The following is a 20572-nucleotide window of genomic DNA, read 5'->3' on the forward strand; positions in this document are numbered from 1 at the left end:
CCCGCCCCCGAGCCTGCCCCGGCACCCGCCGCGGCAGCTCCCGAAATCCCGCTTCCCGCGGGTGTCCCGGACGCGGCGGATATCGGATTTGCCGCCGGCAAGGCCGCGTTCGACGCCGGTCCGGTTGCCTCCAATGGGACGCTGAACCCTGATGCGGTCGCCGGTGTGGTGCGGCATCTGCCCGATCCCAACAACCTGCCTCCCGGCACCACCGATGTCACTCCTCAGGACAGTCGCGGAGTGTCCTACCTCAAGGACATCGTCTTCGCCATGCAGACGCAGGATGTCAAGGCCAGCGACGCAATCCTCGCCCTGGCACAGCGCTAACTCGTACCTAGACAATCGCCCCGGCCCTCACGGCCGGGGCGATTGTCGTTGCGGGGTAACCCTTTCGGCAGGAAGTGTAGGCCCCTTGTCAAGGGGGTTGACGTCCCGGCTTCGAGGCGTACGTTGGTGGTCATGACGGCACCGACCACTCCCCCGGACGTTCCCAGTCACGAAGCATTCGAAGCGGTCTACAACGGCAAACCCATGTTCGAAGGCGCTCCCGCGGCGGGCGTGCCCTGGGATATCAGGGACGCGCAACCGCGGATCAAAGAGCTCGCCGCCTACGGCGCGCTGCGCGGAGACATCTTGGATATCGGCTGCGGTCTCGGCGAGAACTCGATCTATCTCACCCAGCAAGGCCTCTCGGTCACCGGCCTGGATTTTTCCCCTTCGGCCATTGAGCAGGCGAAGCAACGCGCCGCCGCCGCGGGTGTGACAGTCGACCTCCAGGTGGCCGACGCGACCACGCTCGACGGCTGGGACGCGCAGTTCGACACCGTGATCGACAGCGCCGTCTATCACTGTTTCGACCACGCCGGCCATCAGCAGTACGCGAAGGCACTGCACCGGGCCACCCGGCCGGGGGCACGCTGGTTCATCGCCTGCTTTGGCGATGGCACCGTGAACGGCATCGCGATGCCGTTCGGCGTGCAAGATCCCGAAGAGATCAACAGCGTATTGTCCGAAGCCAACTGGAACATCCAATACTTCGGCCGGACAACATATCTCGGATCCCGGACAGCATTCGTCGGCGCCGCGCTGGCCGGCATCGATCCGGAACAGATGCCCGCCGATATGCGTGAGCGTTATCAGCGGCCGGGCGTGGCCGAAGAAGCACAGAAGACCCTTGAGCGTCTCCAGCAGCTAGACGACGACATCATCCACATGCCGTTCTTCAACATCATCGCGGAAAGGGTCTGAACATCATGACCGCACCAACCCAGAACATCTTCGAGGATCTCTATCGAGAGAGCGTCAAGGACGGCGGGCCCATCATCCCGTGGGATTCCAAGGACGCCAAACCACGGATCAAGGAGCTGGCCCTGCTCGGCGCGATCCGCGGAGACGTCCTGGATATCGGATGCGGCCTTGGCGACAACGCCATTTACCTGGCTCAGCAAGGCTTTAACGTCACCGGACTGGACTTCGCCCCCTCGGCGATCGAACAGGCCAAGGGCCGGGCAGCTGCAGCCGGCGTCACCGTCGACTTCCAGGTCGCCGACGCCACCGAGCTCGATGGCTGGGACGGACGGTTCGACACCGTGATCGACAGCGGCGTGTACCACTGCTTCGACAACGAGGGACACGCGAAGTACGCGAGCGCGCTGCACCGGGCCGCACGCCCCGGAGCACGTTGGTATATATGGTGTTTCGCTCAGGCCAGCGTGCACGGCATCCCGACCCCGTTCCAGAACGCACAGCAGGCAGAGGAAATCGAAGAGGCGCTGCCCGCCAACGGATGGACGGTGCTGCAGCTGAACCCGACGACAATGGCGGCACCAAAGGCCGAGTTCCTCAACGCGATTCGCGGCACCTACCGCGGAGACCCCGAGCGGCTAGAGCGACTGGAACAGGATCTCGACGATCCGCTGCTCTACATCCCCGTGTACACGGTCATCGCCGAACGGGCGTAGGACTATAGCTGGCGGCCCGCGAGTACGCGGGCCGCCGCCGCCGACATCACCGCCATGGTCCACAGCGCGGGCGTGGAGCCGAGCATGGATCTCACGGTGCGGGTGCCGGATTCGGGTGCCATGCCCTCGAGGCGTTGCGCCAGCCACCGCAGCGCGGCCGGTGCGCCCAGTATCACCAGTGATAGATGTTCGCTGAGCCTGTCACGCCGGTACGTGACGTCGGTGCCGTGGGTGGCGTAGAAGTCAGCCTGCCTATCCACCTCGTCGATGCCGACGAGCTGGTCGTGGATGGCGGTGTAGATGTACACCGGGCACGTTGGCGCCACCTTGCCCAAGCGGAGGTCCTCGCTCATCGCGGCGACATCGGGCAGCGCCATCAGTTCGGCGATCGGCAGGTCCACAAAGCGATCGAAGTTGCGCATCGCGTACCGCCCAACGGCCTGACCCGTCGAGAGCCCCCGTACCGTCGCCATGATCTTTTCACCCTGATGCGTAAGGTGTTTCGTCAGCACGGAATCCAATGCCGGATAGCTTCCGCGCAGAGCAGAGATCGCAGCGATGCCCAGCCCCGCGAACAACCCTCCGTCGGCCCTCTGCAGAATCTTGCTGGGGTCCGAGGCCGGCGACCCCAACGCCGCGGCGACGATGTTGAGTTCGGGGGCATAGTCCGGTGCCATCTCCGCGGTCCACGAACTGGCAAGCCCGCCACCGGAGTACCCCCACAATCCAATCGCCGTATCGGCAGGGAGCCGCAGTTCGGCGAACCGTAGCGTGGCCCGCAGACCGTCGAGCACGTGGTAACCGGGCTGGCGCGCGACGACATAACGCCCGGGCTGCCCGCCGTGGTCGGCGACGCTCACGATCCAGCCCTGGCGCAACGCGGCGGCCATCAGCAGCAGTTCGATCTGCGGGTTGGCGAAGGGTCCACGCGCACCCTGCAGCAGGCAGTAGGAAGGAAAGCAGGATCGCTCGCTCGAGTTGATCGCACATTGGTACGCCAGCAGACGTGGCGAGCGCGGATCATGCCCGGCGGGCACCAGCACGGTGGTGATCGAAACCTCTGGCACACCATGCGGATCGGTAGTCCGGTAGAGCAGCTGCCACGCGGTCACTCGCTGACGCTGCAGTCCCAAGAATCCGATGTCCACAGGGCGCGCATGCAGAACAGTTCCCGGTGCCGCATCCTCGAAGCCGACGGGCGGAACGTGGAAGGGATCACCGGCGGGATGTGCCGGGCGCTTACCCGGGTGCGGGAAGATCTGCGGCGCCGGCGCCGCGGCGCGGTGTTTCGGTTGCACGGAAGTGCTCATGAACTAAGGAAGCTAACGCACACACGGCACCCCCAACGCCCTGATCTGGGTTTTTAGGTACCAGACCCCAATCGGGGCCCGAATTTTTCAGGCCGACCCCACCCATTCGTTGCTGCCGTCGGCGAAGAACTGGTGCTTCCATACCGGCAGCGCCGCCTTGACCTCGTCGACGAGGCGCTGGCACGTGACGAATGCCTGCCGTCGATGGTCGGCACTGACCGCCACCACGAAGGCCGCCTCTCCGACCGTCAGGGCGCCGATGCGGTGACTCACCGCCACCGCGCGCACATCCTCTGCTTCGGCGGCGATGCGCTCTACCACGTCGGTCAACACCTGCTGGGCCGACGGATGTGCCGAATACTCAAGCCGCAGCACCGTCTTGCCGCCGTCGTGGTCACGCACATTGCCCACGAATCCGACCGTGGCCCCGGCAGATTCGTGATCGACGAGTTGCTCGTGCTCAATCAGCGAGATGCGTTCCGCGGTCAGCAGCGCACGGGAGACGCTAGCGCTCATACGTGATCACCCCCGGCTATCTGGTCCAGCGCATGGCCCAGCACGCCGTCGAGCACCGCAAGTCCGTCACGCACCCCGCCGGTGGAGCCGGGCAGGTTGACCACCAGGGTGCGGCCGACGACTCCGCACACGCCCCGGGACAGGATGCTGGTGGGCACGGTCGGCAGCCCGGAGCGTCTGATGGCATCGGCCAGCCCGGGAATCTGGTAATCCAGCAGTGGAGCGGTCTGTTCGGGTGTGGCATCGGTGGGTGAAAGCCCGGTACCGCCGGTGGTGATGACCAACGAAACTCCGTCGGAAACCGCGGCGCGGATCGCCGCTCCCACCGCGCCGCCGTCGGGCACGACGATCGGTTTCTCCACACGGAAATCTTGTGCCCCAAGCCATTCCACGATGACTGGTCCGGTCTTGTCGGGGTACTGACCGGTGGCCGCCCGAGTGGAGGCCACGATCACCCGCGCAGACCTCAGGGTCGGGTCCATGTTCCGGTCTTGCCGCCCTCTTTGCGCAACACTCGGACGTCGTCGATGCGCGATGCCGGGTCGACGGCCTTGACCATGTCGTGCAAGGTCAAGGCGGCGACCGTCACGGCGGTCAACGCTTCCATCTCGACCCCGGTGCGGTCGTTGGTGCGCGCGGTGGCGGTGATCTGAAGGGATCCTGCGCTGGCCTCAATCTCGAAGTCCACGTCGATACCGGTGAGCGGTATCTGGTGACACAGCGGAATGAGCTCGCTGGTGCGTTTGGCGGCCATGATGGCAGCCAGCCGGGCCGTGGCAATGGCATCGCCCTTGGGCAGCGTGCCGTCGGCCAACAGCTTCAGGACTTCCGGAGTGGTGACGAAGCGTCCGGCCGCGACCGCCTCGCGGGCGGTGGCCTGTTTGGCCGAGACGTCGACCATGTGTGCGGACCCGTGCTCGTCGATATGAGAGAGACGGTCAGGCGGTGATGAGCCGCTATCGCGAAGACCGTCGGACACCGTTACTTGTTGATGACGGTGACGGGGTGCACATAGGGCACGGACTGCACCGGGAACTCGATGTCGCCGAAGGGTGACAGGGCTCCGGTACGGTCGGCCGCGAGTTCGGAGACGGCATGCTCACCGTCCACATGTGCGGGCCAGCCGTTGTCGACGTATTGCTTCTTGTCAGCCACGAAGCCATTGTGGCAGGCCGGGAGCACGACGGCGAACCCAACCCGCCTCTACGCTGGTGTCTGATGAGTGACGATGCGGCGTTGGCTACCTGGCTGCGCCAGCTGCCCGATGAACAGTTGGTGCGGCTGGTCCGGTTGCGACCCGATTTGGCCTCGCCACCTCCGGGGTCACTGGCGGCCCTCGCGGGCCGGGCGCTGTCGCGCCAGTCGGTACGCGCGGCCACCGACAACCTGGACTTTTTGACCTTGGCAGTCCTCGACGCGCTGCTAGTGGCTCGCGCAGACGTCACCGGCACTCCGATCTCGGAGGTGCTCGCCCAGGTCGATGGTCGCGCCACTGAACTGCAGGTGCGTGCCACCCTGGACCGGCTGCGCGAGCTGGCACTGGTGTGGGGGAATCGCGAGCTGCACCTGGCGGGAGAGACACGGTTGGGGCTGCCCTGGGTGGTCGGCCAGGTGATCAGCGAGCAGACCCCCGAGTCCTACGACGCGGCCCGCGCCGCGTTGGCGGCGACCGACGAGCGCGGAATGGAGCTGCTGCAGGCCCTCATCACGGGATCTCCCATCGGCCGAACCCGGGACGCCGCACCCGATGCCCCGGCTGATCGTCCGGTACAGCGGCTGCTCGCGGCCGGCCTGCTGCAGCGGATCGACGACGAGACGGTGCTGTTGCCCCGGTTCGTGGCACAGCTGCTCCGCGGTGAGGAGCCCGACCGGCTGCAGCCACCGACCACCGAGACGACGACGGCCACCCAGGCCGAAGCCAACGCCGCTGCCGCGGGGGCGGCACTTGATCTGCTGCGTGAAGTGGGCCTACTTCTCGATGAGCTCGGGGTCAACCCCGCTCCTCAGCTGCGCAGCGGTGGCCTGGGCGTGCGCGAGGTCAAAAGACTGGCGAAGGCGACGGGTATCGATGACACCCGGATGGGGCTGCTGCTGGAGGTGCTGGCGGCCGCCGAGCTGATCGCAGTGGGGGACCCCGATGTGCAGACAGACGCCGAGGGCTGGCATTGGGCGCCGACCACGCAGGCCGACCGCTTCGCCGAACTGCCGACCGCGACCCGCTGGTTTCGGCTGATGTCGGCGTGGTTGATGCTGGCGGCCCGTCCCGATCTGATCGGAAAGCGCACTAGCGAGGACAAACCGATAGCGGCCCTTTCGGATTCGCTACGGTCGACGGCGGCGCCCCATGACCGCAAGCTGCTCTTGGAGATCCTCGGCGAGCTGAAGCCCGGCGAGGGGTTGCGGGCCGAAGAGACATCCCGGGTGATGCGGTGGCGCCGTCCGCGCTGGGGCGCACGGCTGGGCGTGGAGCCGGTGACGGCACTGTTGTTCGAGGCGACGACGCTGGGTGTGATCGGGCGTGGCGCGTTGACGACACACGTGCGTACCTTCCTGGACAGCAGTGGCGACGAGGCGGCCACGCTGACCGCGATGGAGAAGGCGTTACCCGCTCCTATCGACCACTTCCTCGTGCAGGCCGATCTGACGGTCGTCGCACCCGGCCCACTGATACGCGACGTGGAGCTCGAGCTGGCCGCGATGGCGGACCTCGAATCAGCGGGGGCGGCAAGTGTTTTCCGGGTCAGCGACGCCAGTATCCGGCGTGCGCTGGATTCGGGGCGGACCGCCACCTCGCTGCACAGCTTCTTCGGTTCGCGCTCCAAAACCCCTGTCCCCCAATCGCTGACCTATCTCATCGACGATGTCGCGCGACGGCATGGACAGCTCCGGGCCGGTGTGGCCAGCTCGTTCCTGCGCTGCGATGACGTGGCCCTGCTGACGCAGGTGATGGCGTCGGTTCTGGCGGAGGATCTGGGGCTGCGGCTACTGGCCCCAACCGTCGCGGTGTCGTTGGCCCCGCTGGCCGAGTTGGTGGCTGGGCTGCGCGCGGCGGGCTTCGCCCCCGCCGCCGAGGACGCCACCGGAACCATCGTGGAACTCCGGGCACACCGCGCCCGGGTGACTCCCCAGCCGCACCGGATGGGCTGGACGCCACCGGTGCTCAGTGAGCCCGCGGCGGCGGCGGTGGTCAAGGCATTGCGCGCGGCGGGCGATCACGACGGCGTCCGCATCGAGCCGTCGCATGCGGTAGCGCTGTTGCAGCAGTCCGCCAAGGCCCAGACCAGCGTGCTCATCGGGTACGTGGACCCGGCCGGGGTGGCGTCCTCGCGAGTGGTCAATCCGATCAGCGTTCGTGGTGGGCAGCTCTCAGCCTTCGACACCGCGGCGGGGCGGATCCGCGACTTCGCGATTCACCGCATCACCGCGGTCTCGCCGCCGTCCTGACCGTCGATCAGCTCCGCGTCAGCGGACGCCCTCGAACGGATTCCATGACTCGCTATGGCGAACCCAGTGCAAGTAGTAGGCCTGGTTGGCGATCCCCATAAACAGCGCAGCAAAGCCGAAGGAGAACGCGCGCGTCACGCTGTCGGAGGCGCCCACCACTCCCAGCACGACGCCGAGACCGACACTGATCCCCAGCAGCACCAGGCCCTTGCGCCACATTCCCTTGACGAAGAAGTAGATCGGACCAAAGAAAAAGGCAAGGAAATTACTGGTTAACCGGATACGTTCCCAAAACGACCCCGCACGGAAGATGGCATTCGCCTCTTCTTTCGTCGGCGCCGCGGCGTAGTGGTCGTAGAACGCGAACCGGCGCTGCCAGATCTCGGCCAGGGTGCTGCGGTCTTGAGGTGTCGTCACCGCAGCAATCTACCAGGACACACAGCACCCGCCAATGTCCGCAGGGGTCACTATCCTGGACCGAATGACCGATGGACCGCTGATCGTCCAGTCCGATAAGACCGTGCTGCTGGAGGTCGATCACGACCAGGCAGATGCGGCGCGCCAGGCTATCGCCCCCTTCGCCGAGCTCGAACGCGCCCCCGAGCACGTGCACACCTACCGCATCACCCCGCTGGCGCTGTGGAACGCCCGCGCCGCCGGGCACGACGCCGAGCAGGTGGTCGACGCCCTCGTCACCTTCTCTCGTTACGCGGTACCGCAACCGCTGCTGGTGGACATCGTCGACACCATGGCCCGCTACGGGCGCCTCCAGCTCATCAAACATCCGGCGCACGGCCTGACGCTGGTGAGCCTGGATCGCGCCGTCCTCGAAGAGGTCCTGCGACACAAAAAGCTCGCCCCCATGTTTGGCACCCGCATCGATGACGACACCGTGCAGGTGCACCCCAGTGAGCGTGGCCGCGTCAAGCAGATGCTGCTCAAAATCGGTTGGCCCGCAGAGGATCTCGCCGGATACGTAGACGGCGAAGCCCACCCGATCAGCCTGGCAGAGGATGGCTGGGAGCTCCGGGATTACCAACAGATGGCGGCCGACTCGTTCTGGGCGGGCGGTTCCGGCGTGGTGGTGCTGCCCTGTGGGGCCGGTAAGACCCTGGTGGGCGCCGCCGCGATGGCCAAGGCACAGGCGACCACCCTGATCCTGGTCACCAACACCGTCGCGGGGCGGCAGTGGAAACGCGAACTCATCGCGCGAACCTCCTTGACCGAAGAAGAGATCGGCGAATACTCCGGTGAGCGCAAGGAGATCCGGCCGGTCACCATCGCCACCTACCAGGTGATCACCCGGCGTACCAAGGGCGAGTACCGCCACCTGGAACTGTTCGACAGCCGGGACTGGGGCCTGATCGTCTACGACGAGGTACATCTGCTGCCCGCTCCGGTGTTCCGGATGACGGCAGATCTGCAGTCGCGGCGCCGCCTCGGGCTCACCGCCACCCTCATTCGGGAGGACGGCCGCGAGGGCGATGTCTTCAGCCTCATCGGCCCCAAACGCTACGACGCGCCATGGAAAGACATTGAGGCCCAAGGCTGGATCGCCCCCGCCGAGTGCATCGAGGTGCGGGTCACCCTCACCGACAACGAGCGGATGATCTACGCCACCGCCGAGGCCGACGAACGATACAAACTGTGCTCGACGGCCCACACCAAGATCAACGTGGTGAAGTCGATTCTCGCCCGCCATCCCGGCGTGCCGACTCTGGTCATCGGCGCCTACCTGGATCAGCTCGACGAATTGGGAACCGAGCTGGATGCCCCGGTGATCCAGGGCTCCACCAAGAACGCCGAACGTGAAGCACTTTTCGACGCATTCCGGCGCGGCGAGATCGCCACACTGGTGGTCTCGAAGGTGGCCAACTTCTCCATCGACCTGCCGGAAGCAGCTGTAGCGGTTCAGGTTTCGGGAACATTCGGCTCACGCCAAGAGGAGGCGCAGCGGCTTGGGCGGCTATTGCGCCCGAAGGCCGACGGCGGACAGGCCTACTTCTATTCGGTGGTATCCCGCGACACCCTCGATGCCGAGTACGCGGCACATCGGCAGCGGTTCCTGGCCGAGCAGGGCTATGGCTACCGGATCACCGACGCCGACGATCTTCTCGGACCCGCGATCGGTTAATCGTTCGAGACCCTGGAGAGTTGGTCTCCGGCCCGCTCCGGGGATGATTCGAAGCGGCGCTTGATGCGCAGCAGGGGCGTCTCGAAGTATCGAAAGCTCAGGTAGGCAACGGCGATGACAAGGATCGTCGTTCCAGCACACAGTGCCAGCCCCTGCTCCTCATGGGCTATTCGGCGTACGACGTTGGCGCACAACATGTGCATCAAGTAGATGCCGTAGCTGATCACGCCGATGAACGCGAGGGGTCTCCAGCTCAGCACCGGGTGCATGAGGGTGTCCTCGCGGATGGAGACGGCGACGACAGTGACGACCATGAGGACCTGGATCGACCAGGGTGGCGCACCGAACCACAACGCGGCAATCATCGCCGCGAACACCGCCGGGGCCGACCACCACCAGCCCAGCACCGCGGCGACCCGTGCGTAGCCACGGCGGGTGTTGACGACGATCGCGAAAGCCGCGCCGAGCAGGATGGGCAACGACAAGCTCGCCAGGACGCGCCAGGGCAATACCCGCGCATCGAAGAAGACGCCGGTTCCGGTCGAAACCGCTACCAGTACGAAGAGCACCACGAACGGTGCCCAGACCTTTCCCTTGCTCAACACCAGGGCCCCGACCAACAGCGGCGGCCACAACAGATAGAACTGTTCCTCGGTGGACAGCGACCAGGAAAAGTAGAACGGCACCGACGCGCCCGTGGACAGGTCCACGAACCAGTTGACGGTATAGGTCAAGAATGCCGGCAAGTCCCCAAAGAATCGCTCGCCCTTTGGCGTATCGCGTTCGGTGACGAGCACCAGCAGGACGTACAGGGCCAGCACCGCGTAGTACAGCGGGAAGATGCGTAATGCCCTGCGTGCGTAGAAGTTTCGCAGCGATACGTCGGAAGTGCGATCACGCTCGCGGACAAGAAGAGTGGTGATGAGAAAGCCACTGATCGCGAAGAAGAAGTCGACGCCCATGAATCCGCTGTGCGAGATCCTTGGACCGGGCGTTCCGGACGTATGGTGCCAGATCACCGCCAGGACACTCAGTGCCCGCAAGCCGTCCAGCGCCCCGAACTTCTTCGTGACGAGAAACGATTCGTAAGCAGCCACAGCCCGTCGCGACACCGAAAGAAGGGTATCAGCGTTACCAGATCAGTGTTGCTGCCGGCATCCGTTATCCGCGGCGGTGTCGAGCTGGATATCCGTGGAGCTGATCGAGGGCGTCAGGAACCGAATATGTCCGATGAGCTCCCGCGGCAGATCGTCGATCCGGGTGGAATAGCGGGTGCCGTCGATCACGCTGCGCGCGGTCAGCGAGAAGGTCTTCGCGACGTCGGCGTCAAACGCACCGTACTTCTGCAGCGCCGCCGCAACCATCCGCTGGAAGGGCGTTAGGTTCAACGTTCGCAAGTCCAGGGACGGATCAAGCTGAATTCTGATCCCCTCGGGCACCCCATCGGGATTCGTGCCGTCCGACCGCGTACCCGGGTACACATAGGTGGGTGCGTTGATCGGGATCGCGAACCGCAGCGCATGATCGATCACTCCGGCCTGTACGTCTTCCGGCGTGATCAGCCCCGCGAGGTAGGACAGCTCACCTCCCGAATGCGCGGGTCCACTGACATGCCCGCCCGATCCCGTGTTTACCCGATAGGTGGCCTGCGCGATCGCCGACATCGAATCCGGTCTGAAGGACTGGAACTCGTATTCACACCCGTTGGTGTCGTCGATGATTGCCAGATGCGCGTCGGCGTCCTGCGTGGGCAGGTAATGGGGCAGATACGGGATGTCGATCGACTTCCCGCTGTTGCGGACGGCGACTGTCCGGGTGGGAGTGCCCGCGGGTGCGTGATAGACGGCGGTAGTCCAGATGTCCTCGTTGACGTCGATTGCCTTGACGTCGGGGTGATGCATCAGCGCGGCAATCCACTTCGCCGACCGAGGGTCGATCGCCGGGTTCGGCGGCAGCGGCTGATTCAAGAATGAGTTAGCCGCGAAGAAGTTGCCGTTCGCAGACTCCGGGCCCAGCGCGACTTGAGACACCGAGAACTCTTGTACCACAGGGCCACTCGCACTGGAGTAGCTGACCCGGACCGCGTGCACACCAGCCTGGACGGTGCGCGTGGCCAGATCGGCCCCCCAGTCACGGGTGTTGGCGTGATCGAAGATCTGCTCGCCATCGAGCCATACCCGCCCGACAACGCCACCGCTCATCGCGGCAATCTGGTACTCGCCCGTCACGGGGAATCGCAGCGAACCGACGGCATCGACCGAAAATCCGTCGGACCGCACACCCGGCGCTGGAGATGCCGCGAAGTTCCCGCCGACCGAGTACTCGCATCGGGCGAGCACCGCAGTGCCGGAATGATCAGTGTTGTTGTAGTAGCGCGTCCAGTATTGACCTACATCGCAAGGGTTCTGGGCCGCCGCATCCGTCTCGTTCCGGGCGGGCGCACAGGCGGCCACCAGCAGGATCACCGTAAGCAGGGCGAGCGTGCGCACGGATTCACTGTACGGGCGAACGCTTACCTTCCGGCGGCGGCGATCTTGTCGAAGTATCTCTGGGTGCGCTTCATCGAGAAACCGACGATGGCACTCACCGCGGGGGTGGCATTGCGAATCGGTCCGGTGCCGTCGATGGCCCATGCCCAGGTGAAGTCGGCGCCGCGATCCGTCGGCGTCACCACATAGTCCTCGGCGAAGGCACGCAGGCCAGGCACCGGCACCGGCATGCTCGTGACGTAGAACGCCTTCCGCCGCCCTTCTTCCCAGAGGAAGTAGTGCTCATTCACCTTCGGTCCCACAGCGGGCCCGATCTTGCGGACAGCACCCACACCGGCGCGCGGGTTACCCCACACGACCCTGATACCCGGAGCCAACCACCGCAACGTGGTGTCGTTGGTCAGCTCACGCCACACCGTGTCGGCGGACACCGGTACGGAGATGGTGTGGCTCGCTCTCACGGGAGCGCTGGACAGGAAGGCTTCATCGACTGCGTCAAGCGAAGGCATTCCCGTAACTTACGGTATCGGTCGGGTCGTAAACAATGGGCCCTACTGCTGCTGGGCGCACGTCTGATCGGCCTGCTCGTCCAGCCGGATGTCCGTCGACGCCACAGTCGGTTTGAGGAACTGCAGGTGCTGCATGAGGGACTGCGGCAGGCCCGCGAGGGCAACGTTGAACGGCGCCGAGGCCGCGGTGTTCTCCGTGGCGACGGCGAGCACTCCCGCGGTGTCGGCGTTGTAGCCGCCGTAGATCTGCAACGCGACGGCCACCATCTGCTGGAAAGGCGTGAGCCCAAACTGGTCCAGATTGAGGCTCGGATCCAGCCGCATTCTCGTTCCCTGCGGAATTCCATTGGGCGTGCTGCCGTCGGAACGGGTGCCCGGATACGCGAATCGTGGTGAGCCGATGGGCAGCGCATATCGCAGCGCATGGTTGATGCCGCCCGCGTTCACCTCGGCCGATCTGATGAGCCCGGCAAGCCAGGACAGCTCGCCGCCGGCGTGAGCCGGCCCCGACGTATGCCCACCGGTGCCCGTGTACGCGTGATACGAGGCCGAGGCCACCGCCGAAGACGAATTGTTGAACATCTCCAGTTCGTACGCGCATCCCTTCGCCTGATCCACGATGATCAGCGCGCTGTCGCCGTCAGGGCTCGCCTTGTAGGACGGCAGATAGGGAACGGTCAGGTACTTACTCGAGTTGGTGATCCGGATGGCACGGGTGGGAGTGCCGGGCGGCGCGACGTAGATGGGCTGGGTCCACGTGCTGCTGTTCAGCGAGATGCCGTTCTGATTTCCCAGCATCGTCACCCAGCCGTCGGAGCGAGGATCGATCTGGGCATCGGCGGGGATGGGCGTGTTCCAGAAGGAGTCCGCCGAGTAGTAGTTGCCGTTGGTACTGGCCGTGCCCGGCCCCATTTGTGAGACCGAGAAGAACTCGAAGGAATCGCCCGACGTTTTCCAGAAGACGACCTGAACCGTGTGATCGCCCGCGGCGACGTCCTTGGCGGCCAGATTGCGGCCCCAGCTCACCGTCCCCTTGTCGATGACCAGTTGTCCGTCGAGCCACACGCGCACCGCCATATTTCCGGTGTCCGCGCTGAACACGTAGTTCCCGTTGACAGGAAAGTGGATTGTCCCGACATACTGGGCGCCCCAGTTCGAGGTATTGACACCGGATACCGGTGCGGCACTTCGGAAGTTGCCACCCACCGATGTCTCACACTGTCGCACCGCCGGGGATCCGCTCAACGCGGTGTTGTTGTAGTAACTGACCTGGTACTCATTGACGGCGCAATCCGACGGTGGGGTCGTCGGGATCGTGGTGGGTGCGGTCGACACCACCGTCATCTTGTCCAGCACCAGCATTCGCCCGCAGAGGAACGTGCTGTATGCCGCGCTGTTGGTAATGGTGATGGAATGCGACCCCTCAGCGATAGACAAATCCACCGAATACTCGGTCAAAGCATTTGCCGATACCGTGAAGTTTCCCACCGCGGCATTGTCGACGCTGACGCGCATCGCCGGTGCACCCAGGCATTGCTGCCCGCGTGCCCGAATGACAATTCTCGACGAGGCCTGCAGCCACACCGTGTGGGTAGCAACCGCATTCTGGCCATACAGACCCAACAGTGTTCCGCCGGATGCGCTGGCGTCCGCCCAGGTGCCCGCGCCCCCGCTCGAGTAGGACATCGACTCCGCTTCGATGGCCGTATCTGCTTGGGAGACAGAGGGAAATGTTATCCCCATGGCCGCTAGGACGGCCACGGCAGCCAAGAACCGCAGAACTCTCATGAGCGTGAATACCCTGTCCGATAGCAGACGCAAAACGATTCACGCGCAAAATACTCCCGGGTTGAATCAATTCACCAGGGCATTCGTTCAAGCGATATTCTCCGGCGATGAATCTGCAATAGACAGACTGACCAATAGGCTCAACTATGAACTGCTGGTGACTATCTCGCGAACAAACAAGTCGATTCCAGAACGGTCATAGGCAGCTTCCGGGAAATTGCATATCGCGTAACCCAGCCCCAGTCGGCGGAACTCCGCCAGACGCTCGGCGATCTGTTCCGGGGTTCCCGCCGTTTCGGCAAGGTTCCCGACCGTGACCTGGGCGACGTCCTCGCCGATGACCGGGACCAGCCGCGCCTTGATGGCCGCCAGCCGATCGGCCACCTCGGCGCCATCGGCTCCGATGACGATGTTCATGTTGGCGCTCCGGACAATCGCGCCGAAATCGGTGCCGATGTCTTTGCAATGCGCTGCAAGCACTTTCGACTTGTGCTCGAATTCTTCGGGAGACTGCCCGAAGTTGGTGTATTGCGCATATCGCGCCGCGATCCGCAATGTCACCTTCTCGCCGCCACCCGCGATCCACAGCGGAATTCCCTTGGACTGCAAGGGCTTGGGAGCGACAATGGCGTCATCGACCTGGTAATAGGTGCCGTCCAAAGAGACGCGCCCGTCGCGCCAGGCGTCGCGCATGATGCGCACCCCTTCGCGCAGCCTGCCGAGGCGCTCGGCGGCACCGGGAAAGCCATAGCCATACGCGCGCCACTCGTGCTCATACCATCCGCCGCCGATGCCCATCTGGGTGCGCCCGCCCGAGATGATGTCCACTGTCGCAGCGATCTTGGCCAGGTACACCGGGTTTCGGTATCCCATGGCCGTACACATCTGCCCCAGCTTGATCCGCGAGGTCACGGCCGCGAAAGCGGACATCAGTGTCCACGCCTCATGGGTCGCCTCGTCGGTGGGCACCGGAACGGTATGGAAGTGGTCGTAGACCCATACCGAGTCCCACGGACCGTCCTCCGCGTACTGGACCAGATCGCGCATGGCGGTCCATTGATCCTCGGGCGCGATGCCTACCAAATCCAGGCGCCAGCCCTGCGGGATGAAGACTCCGAACTCCAGTGTCTCGGCCACCCGCGCCACATTACGCCGGGACGGGCGATCCCACCCATTGGGTGAGGGCCTCGATAAGGCCGGCGTCGGAGCCCTCGCCCACCCAGGCGACATGGCCGTCGGGGCGCACCAGCACCGCATCCGGTGCCGTCACCTCGCCCAGCACCGGAAGATCCCATGCACCTGAGTATTTCGCGTCCACCAGCTGAACTCGGTCTGTCCATCCGTCGATGTGCAGGCTCTGCGACTCTCCGAAGTTGAACAGCAGCGGACGGGCCGTGTGCAGGTATGGGTAGACGCGCGTCGGCCCCTCCGCGGTCACCAGGTCGAGGTCCGGCATGCGGCGACCCAGCAGTGGATGCGCCGTGCCCTGATGCCCACCTACCTCATAGTGGATGTCCAGGCCGCTCATCATGCCGGCGATGCGCTTGCGCGGTTCGTCCATGGCCAGCAGATCGGACATGATGTCACGCAACGCATCGATCCGCGGGCTCGCCTCGGACAGCGGGGTCTGGGCCATGGTGTTGTGCAGCACCCGTTCCGCCACCGGGTGACGCTCGGAGTGATAAGTGTCCAGCAGTGCGTCCGGGGCTTCTCCCTTGATCACCGCGGCAAGCTTCCAACCCAGGTTCACCGCATCCTGGACACCGGTGTTGAGTCCCTGTCCACCGAACGGGAAGTGGATATGGGCGGAATCGCCCGCCAGGAACAGGCGCCGGTCACGGTACCGGTCGGCCTGGCGAGTCATATCGGAGAACCGGGACATCCAGCGTGGACTGTGCAAACCGAAATCCGTACCCGCGATGGCGATCAGCGCTTCCTTCGCCTCCTCCAGGGTCGGTTCGGCGCCGAGTCGGGAGAGGTCGGTACTGAAGACCAGCCGGCACCACCCCTCCTCGAACGGCAGAATGGCCAGGAAGGCCTGACCGGGTTTGCGCAGCAGTCCGAACTCGAGCGGTTGCTCAGTGATCTCGGCATCGACCAGCATCGCCGAGCAGGACGGGTCATGGCCGGGAAACCCGATCCCCGCGGCCTTGCGGATCGCACTGCGTCCGCCGTCGCATCCGATGAGGTACAGCCCGCGCATCGCGCGCCCGTCGGCAAGCTCCACGTCCACACCGGAGTCATCCTGGGTGAATCCGACCACCTCGGCGCTGTAATAGATCGGTACCCCGAGTTCGGCGATCCAGGCCGCGAGCGTCTTCTCGGTGTAATGCTGAAGCAGACCCAACGCGTACGGGTGACGGGTCGGGAAGTCCTCGATGCTCATGAAAATGCCTGAAAAGTGGGTCACCTGACCGGTCATCCCCTGGGAGAGAAACCTCTCGGCGATCCCTCGCTGATCGAACACCTCGATCGTGCGTGAATGCACTCCCGCCGCACGAGATCCCACCTCTTCGTGGCTGTCCCGACGTTCCAACACCGCAACGTCGACACCAGCGAGGGCCAGCTCACCGGCCAACATGAGTCCGGTCGGGCCCCCGCCCGCGATGACCACTGCATGCTCGGTCATAGTGCTCCTTAACGTTGTTATTGGCATTGCATCAATAATTACTTTAACAATGTTAAGGTGTCAATGTGATTTTGAATCGGGAAACCATCGCGCGCGCCGGCCTGGCCTTGCTGGACGAGAAGGGCAGCGACGGCCTCACCATGCGTGCACTGGCGGCATCTCTCGGGGTACAGGCACCGGCCCTGTACTGGCACGTGAAGAACCGGCGCGAGCTCATCGACCTCATGGGTGAGGCGATCATGAGCGATGCCTATGATGCCTTCGTCGATACGGCTGCGCCATGGGATATCTTCCTGGCCAACGGCGCTCGCGCCTTGCGGCGGGCGATGCTGCGCTACCACCAGGGTGCCCGAATCCTGGCCGGCACCTTCGTCACCAATGCCGCCGACATGCTGGAACCGATGTTGGATGCCATGACTTCTGCCGGGTTCACTGTTCGCGAAGCGGCCCGTCTGTCACCCGTGATCCACCACTACACCATCGGATTCACCATCGAGCAGCAGGCCCGTGATGGCTCCGAATATCCAGGGCCCAATCCCTACACCGAAGAAAATCTGATCGCCAAGCTCGATCTGCAGAAGTATCCCGCGATCTTGGAGGTCTTCTCGGAGCTCTACGAGCCCGACTTCGATGCCGACTTCGAGGACGGACTCGCGATCGTCATCGACGGCCTGCGAGCTCGGCTTCTCGGGAAACGGAAATCAGCGGCTCCTCGAGTAACGGATCGCCGCTAGCACAATCGGGCTCGTCCACGTCCTCAGACGCCGCATCCGGAATGTCGGCCTTGGACCGCGAAAAATGTTTCTGAAACCAGGGTTCCACGATCGCCGAGGGCCACCAGTTGGCCTGCCCACACAGCACCACCAAAGCGGGAATGGTGATGGTGCGCACCAGGAAGGTGTCCAGGAGCAGGCCCATCCCGATGATGAAGCCCGCTTCGACCATCGACTGTAGATTGCCGATCAGCAAGCCGAACATCGACGCCGCGAAAATCACTCCGGCAGAGGTGATCACACCTCCGGTCGACTTGACCGTCTTGATGACCCCGGAGCGGATGCCATCGGGTGACTCATCGCGAATGCGCGAGATGAATAACAGGTTGTAGTCCGCGCCCACCGCGACCAGCACGATGAACGCCATACCCGGCACACTCCAACTCAACGGCTGTCCACCGATGAACTGGAACGCGATCACCCCGATGCCCACCGCCGACGCATACGAAATGATCACCGAGCCAATGAGATACAGCGGTGCGACGATGGCTCGCAGCAGCGCAACGAGGATCAGCAGCACCACGATCACCGTCAGCACGATGATGAACCGCAAGTCGTGGTTGTAGTAGTTGCGGATGTCGTTGTACATCGCCGACAACCCGGCCATCGAGATGGACGCATCGGACAGCGTGGTGTTGGGTTGTGCGCTGTGCGCCGCATCCTGGATGGCGCGGACCTGATCCATCGCCTCGGGACTGAACGGATTCAGATTGCTCTGTACCAGATAGCGCACCGCATGCCCGTCGGCCGAAACGAACGCTGCCGCAGCGGTCTTGAAGGAATCTTGAGTGAGCACTTGCTGCGGTATGTAGAAGCCGGACATCGATCCGGGTGCCGCGTCACGCTTGGCGGCGACCAAGAGCGTTGAGGCATCACCCAACTGGCCGCCCATCTGCTTGGTCTGGTCCACCAGCATCTGCACACCCTCGGCCAGCTGTGCGCTGCCATCGGCCAGTGAGTTGACTCCGGTCAGGACTTCGGCGAACTTCTGCTGGATACCGTAGGAGTCGGACAGACCCAACCGGCGCAGGTTCGTGTCGATGGCGTTCAGCGCGGTGCGCAGCCGGGCAATGGTCGAGCTGATCTGCTTGTCATTGTCGACGGACTTCAACTCACGACCGAGCTCGACAATTCTGTCCCTGGTGCCATCCTGTTTGGTCTCCAGGAACTTGTTCATCTCATCTCGCGAGGAGCGGCACGCGGGGTCCATCTCACAGGCCGGGTTGCCGACCAACACACGGGCGACGGGTTCGATCCAGCCGTACACCTCACTGGCACTCTGGGCGTTGGCCTCGATGGCATCGCCGAGGGAATGCATGCTGGTGACCAGCTTGTCCACCGAGTCCAGATCCGCGAGGGTACCCGTCCTCCCACTGCCCCGCAGCTGGGCCAGCACCTCGACCAGTGCGCGCGCCGTGCCCAACGAGTTCTTCACCGAGTCGCGGACCTCACCAAGCTTGTCCGCCAACGTGTGTCCGCCCGCGGCGAGCTTGTCCAAGTCCCTGGTGCGGGCATCGATCAGGTTCGACGCATCGCCCAGCTTCCCGCCGACCTCACCGGCCTGGTAGGAGAGCTTGGCCTCCTCCAGCGGTTCACCCGTGGGCCGGGTGATACCGCGCACCTTGTCGACACCGGGCACCTGGCTCACCCGCGCGGCCATCTGCTCCAGGTCGGCCAACCCGCGCGGGGTGCGCAGATCATGAGGCGACTTGATGTAGAGGTATTGCGGCAGCGTTGAATTCACCGGGAAGTGCTTCTCGATCGCGGCGTAACCCTGATTGCTATCGGCCCAGGAGGGCAGGTTCTTGCGGTCGTCATATCCGAACTTCACCATCGCTCCGCAGGTGGCGAGGATGATCAGAATAACCAGGCTGACCGCCAGATGCGTACCCGGACGTTTGACGATGTTGATTCCCGAGCGGTGCCAAATCTTGTTGGCGTAAGCCTTTCTCGGTTTCACCCAGCCGCGGCGTCCCACCAGGATCAGCACCGCCGGCAGGAAGGTCACCGACGCCACGAATGCGATCAGGATGGACACGCTCAGCGCCGGACCGATGGTGGACAGGATCCCCAACTTGGTAAAGCCCATGCCCAGGAAGGTCACCGCCACCGTCGCCGCCGATGCCGCGACCACCTTGCCGATGGATTCCAGTGCAGCGGTCACCGCACTGTCGGAATCCATACCCTGTTTGACGTATTCGTGATACCGGCTGATGAGGAAGACCGCGTAGTCGACACCCGCACCCATCATCATCGCGGTCATGAATGTCAGCGTCTGATTCGAGATACTCAGACCCATCTGCGCCAGTCCCCCGACGGCCGCCTGGGCGATGCCCAGCGAGACACCCACCACGATGAGCGGCAGCATCATCGTCACCGGATTGCGGTAGACGATCAGCAAGATGAGCAGAACCAAAGCAGCCGTGGTTATTTCGACCTTGTGCAGGTCACGCTCTCCCACCACCGTCAAATCGCCGACGGTGGCGGTCGGCCCCGTCGTAAAGGCCTTTAGCGTGGTGCCCGCGGTGGCGTCCTTGATGATCTTGAGGGCCCCCACATACGCCTTACCGGATTCGGGGGTGGCAAGCTCGCCCTGCAATCCCACCGGCAGGTACCAGGCCTTGCCATCGGTGCTCGACATCATCTCGCGCAGCATCGGTTTGGTGATGAAGTCTTGCACCATGCTCACATCGCGAGTGTCTTCACGCATTCGCGCCGCGAGAACCCGGTAGGTCTGCTCGTCGGCGGGTGTCAGCCCGTTCTCGTTGGTGAGGACGATCAGCAGGATGTTCTGCGCACCGGACTCCTGGAACGACTCGACCATCTGCCGCGTGGTCTCCATGACGGGAGCATCCTTGGGCAGCAGATCGACCGGGTGGTCCTCGATGGCCTTCTGCAGCGAGGGCGCGGTGAGCGCCAAAATGGCGGCCAGGCCGATCCATACCCCGATGACGGCGACAGGGGCCCTCCGGACGATCCGAGCGATCAGTCCGTAGATACCACCTGTGTTGTCCGCCAC

At 64.3% G+C, this 20572-nt stretch carries 18 protein-coding genes and 1 pseudogene; 6 read left to right on the forward strand and 13 right to left on the reverse strand.

Annotated elements, in window-relative coordinates:
* From B4400_RS22555 to B4400_RS22565, 3 genes and pseudogenes are all read left to right on the forward strand, one after another.
* Positions 1-327, forward strand: a pseudogene (locus tag B4400_RS22555) (transglycosylase family protein); the annotation flags it as partial.
* A gap of 126 nt (positions 328-453) precedes the next feature.
* Positions 454-1248 carry a class I SAM-dependent methyltransferase gene (locus B4400_RS22560; RefSeq protein WP_078312879.1) on the forward strand — a complete coding sequence of 265 codons (795 nt, stop codon included), beginning with the start codon at positions 454-456 and terminating at the stop codon, positions 1246-1248.
* 5 nt (positions 1249-1253) lie between these two features.
* Positions 1254-1961, forward strand: a complete 708-nt coding sequence (locus B4400_RS22565; protein ID WP_078312880.1) for a class I SAM-dependent methyltransferase — start codon at positions 1254-1256, stop codon at positions 1959-1961.
* Positions 1962-1963: 2 nt separating this feature from the next.
* Here B4400_RS22565 and B4400_RS22570 read toward each other — a convergent pair whose 3' ends face one another.
* The 5 genes from B4400_RS22570 to B4400_RS22590 all read right to left on the reverse strand — a co-directional run bounded on the left by B4400_RS22570 (position 1964) and on the right by B4400_RS22590 (position 4942).
* Positions 1964-3271 carry a lipase family protein gene (locus B4400_RS22570; protein WP_078312881.1) on the reverse strand — a complete coding sequence of 436 codons (1308 nt, stop codon included), beginning with the start codon at positions 3269-3271 and terminating at the stop codon, positions 1964-1966.
* An 87-nt stretch (positions 3272-3358) separates the two neighbouring features.
* Positions 3359-3787: a molybdenum cofactor biosynthesis protein MoaE gene (locus B4400_RS22575; RefSeq protein ID WP_078312882.1), complete on the reverse strand. Its 429-nt coding sequence runs from the start codon at positions 3785-3787 to the stop codon at positions 3359-3361.
* A complete protein-coding gene (locus tag B4400_RS22580) occupies positions 3784-4269 on the reverse strand; it encodes a MogA/MoaB family molybdenum cofactor biosynthesis protein (RefSeq protein WP_078312883.1) in 486 nt (161 codons plus the stop codon). The genes B4400_RS22575 and B4400_RS22580 overlap by 4 nt, the downstream gene beginning before the upstream one ends.
* A complete protein-coding gene (gene moaC / locus B4400_RS22585) occupies positions 4254-4766 on the reverse strand; it encodes a cyclic pyranopterin monophosphate synthase MoaC (RefSeq protein WP_078312884.1) in 513 nt (170 codons plus the stop codon). Before moaC ends, B4400_RS22580 begins: the two co-directional genes overlap by 16 nt.
* 2 nt (positions 4767-4768) lie before the next feature.
* A complete protein-coding gene (locus tag B4400_RS22590; protein ID WP_099051525.1) occupies positions 4769-4942 on the reverse strand; it encodes a hypothetical protein in 174 nt (57 codons plus the stop codon).
* A 63-nt stretch (positions 4943-5005) separates the two neighbouring features.
* On the opposite strand from B4400_RS22590, the gene B4400_RS22595 reads away from it, so the two are divergent.
* Entirely contained in the window at positions 5006-7231 is a 2226-nt protein-coding gene (locus B4400_RS22595) for a helicase-associated domain-containing protein (protein WP_139360436.1), read from the forward strand.
* An 18-nt stretch (positions 7232-7249) separates the two neighbouring features.
* Here the strand turns inward: B4400_RS22595 and B4400_RS22600 are convergent, their stop codons facing one another.
* Complete coding sequence (locus tag B4400_RS22600) at positions 7250-7648, reverse strand: DUF2628 domain-containing protein (protein ID WP_078312885.1); 399 nt, start codon at positions 7646-7648, stop codon at positions 7250-7252.
* Between the two features lie 64 nt (positions 7649-7712).
* On the opposite strand from B4400_RS22600, the gene B4400_RS22605 reads away from it, so the two are divergent.
* Entirely contained in the window at positions 7713-9365 is a 1653-nt protein-coding gene (locus B4400_RS22605) for a DNA repair helicase XPB (RefSeq protein ID WP_078312930.1), read from the forward strand.
* On the opposite strand, the gene B4400_RS22610 is transcribed toward B4400_RS22605, so the two are convergent.
* The 6 genes from B4400_RS22610 to B4400_RS22635 form a co-directional block, all read right to left on the reverse strand.
* The gene (locus tag B4400_RS22610; RefSeq protein WP_078312886.1) at positions 9362-10477 is read right to left on the reverse strand and encodes an acyltransferase family protein; all 1116 of its coding nucleotides are present in this window, start codon (positions 10475-10477) and stop codon (positions 9362-9364) included. The two genes, B4400_RS22605 and B4400_RS22610, sit on opposite strands and share 4 nt — an antisense overlap.
* A gap of 27 nt (positions 10478-10504) precedes the next feature.
* Positions 10505-11854 (reverse strand): PA14 domain-containing protein, encoded by a 1350-nt coding sequence (locus B4400_RS22615; RefSeq protein ID WP_170915080.1) that lies wholly within the window; start codon positions 11852-11854, stop codon positions 10505-10507.
* Positions 11855-11877: 23 nt separating this feature from the next.
* Complete coding sequence (locus tag B4400_RS22620; RefSeq protein ID WP_078312888.1) at positions 11878-12363, reverse strand: SRPBCC family protein; 486 nt, start codon at positions 12361-12363, stop codon at positions 11878-11880.
* 42 nt (positions 12364-12405) lie between these two features.
* The gene (locus B4400_RS22625; RefSeq protein ID WP_078312889.1) at positions 12406-14151 is read right to left on the reverse strand and encodes a PA14 domain-containing protein; all 1746 of its coding nucleotides are present in this window, start codon (positions 14149-14151) and stop codon (positions 12406-12408) included.
* 144 nt (positions 14152-14295) lie between these two features.
* Entirely contained in the window at positions 14296-15297 is a 1002-nt protein-coding gene (locus tag B4400_RS22630) for an LLM class F420-dependent oxidoreductase (protein ID WP_078312890.1), read from the reverse strand.
* Position 15298: 1 nt separating this feature from the next.
* Positions 15299-16780: an FAD-dependent monooxygenase gene (locus B4400_RS22635; protein ID WP_078312891.1), complete on the reverse strand. Its 1482-nt coding sequence runs from the start codon at positions 16778-16780 to the stop codon at positions 15299-15301.
* A gap of 65 nt (positions 16781-16845) precedes the next feature.
* Between B4400_RS22635 and B4400_RS22640 the strand changes: the two genes are divergently transcribed.
* A complete protein-coding gene (locus B4400_RS22640) occupies positions 16846-17514 on the forward strand; it encodes a TetR/AcrR family transcriptional regulator C-terminal domain-containing protein (protein WP_078312892.1) in 669 nt (222 codons plus the stop codon).
* On the opposite strand, the gene B4400_RS22645 is transcribed toward B4400_RS22640, so the two are convergent.
* Positions 17441-20572 carry an MMPL/RND family transporter gene (locus tag B4400_RS22645; protein WP_078312893.1) on the reverse strand — a complete coding sequence of 1044 codons (3132 nt, stop codon included), beginning with the start codon at positions 20570-20572 and terminating at the stop codon, positions 17441-17443. The genes B4400_RS22640 and B4400_RS22645 overlap by 74 nt on opposite strands.

This window comes from Mycobacterium sp. D16Q13, assembly GCF_002013375.1.
Taxonomy (GTDB): Bacteria; Actinomycetota; Actinomycetes; order Mycobacteriales; family Mycobacteriaceae; genus Mycobacterium.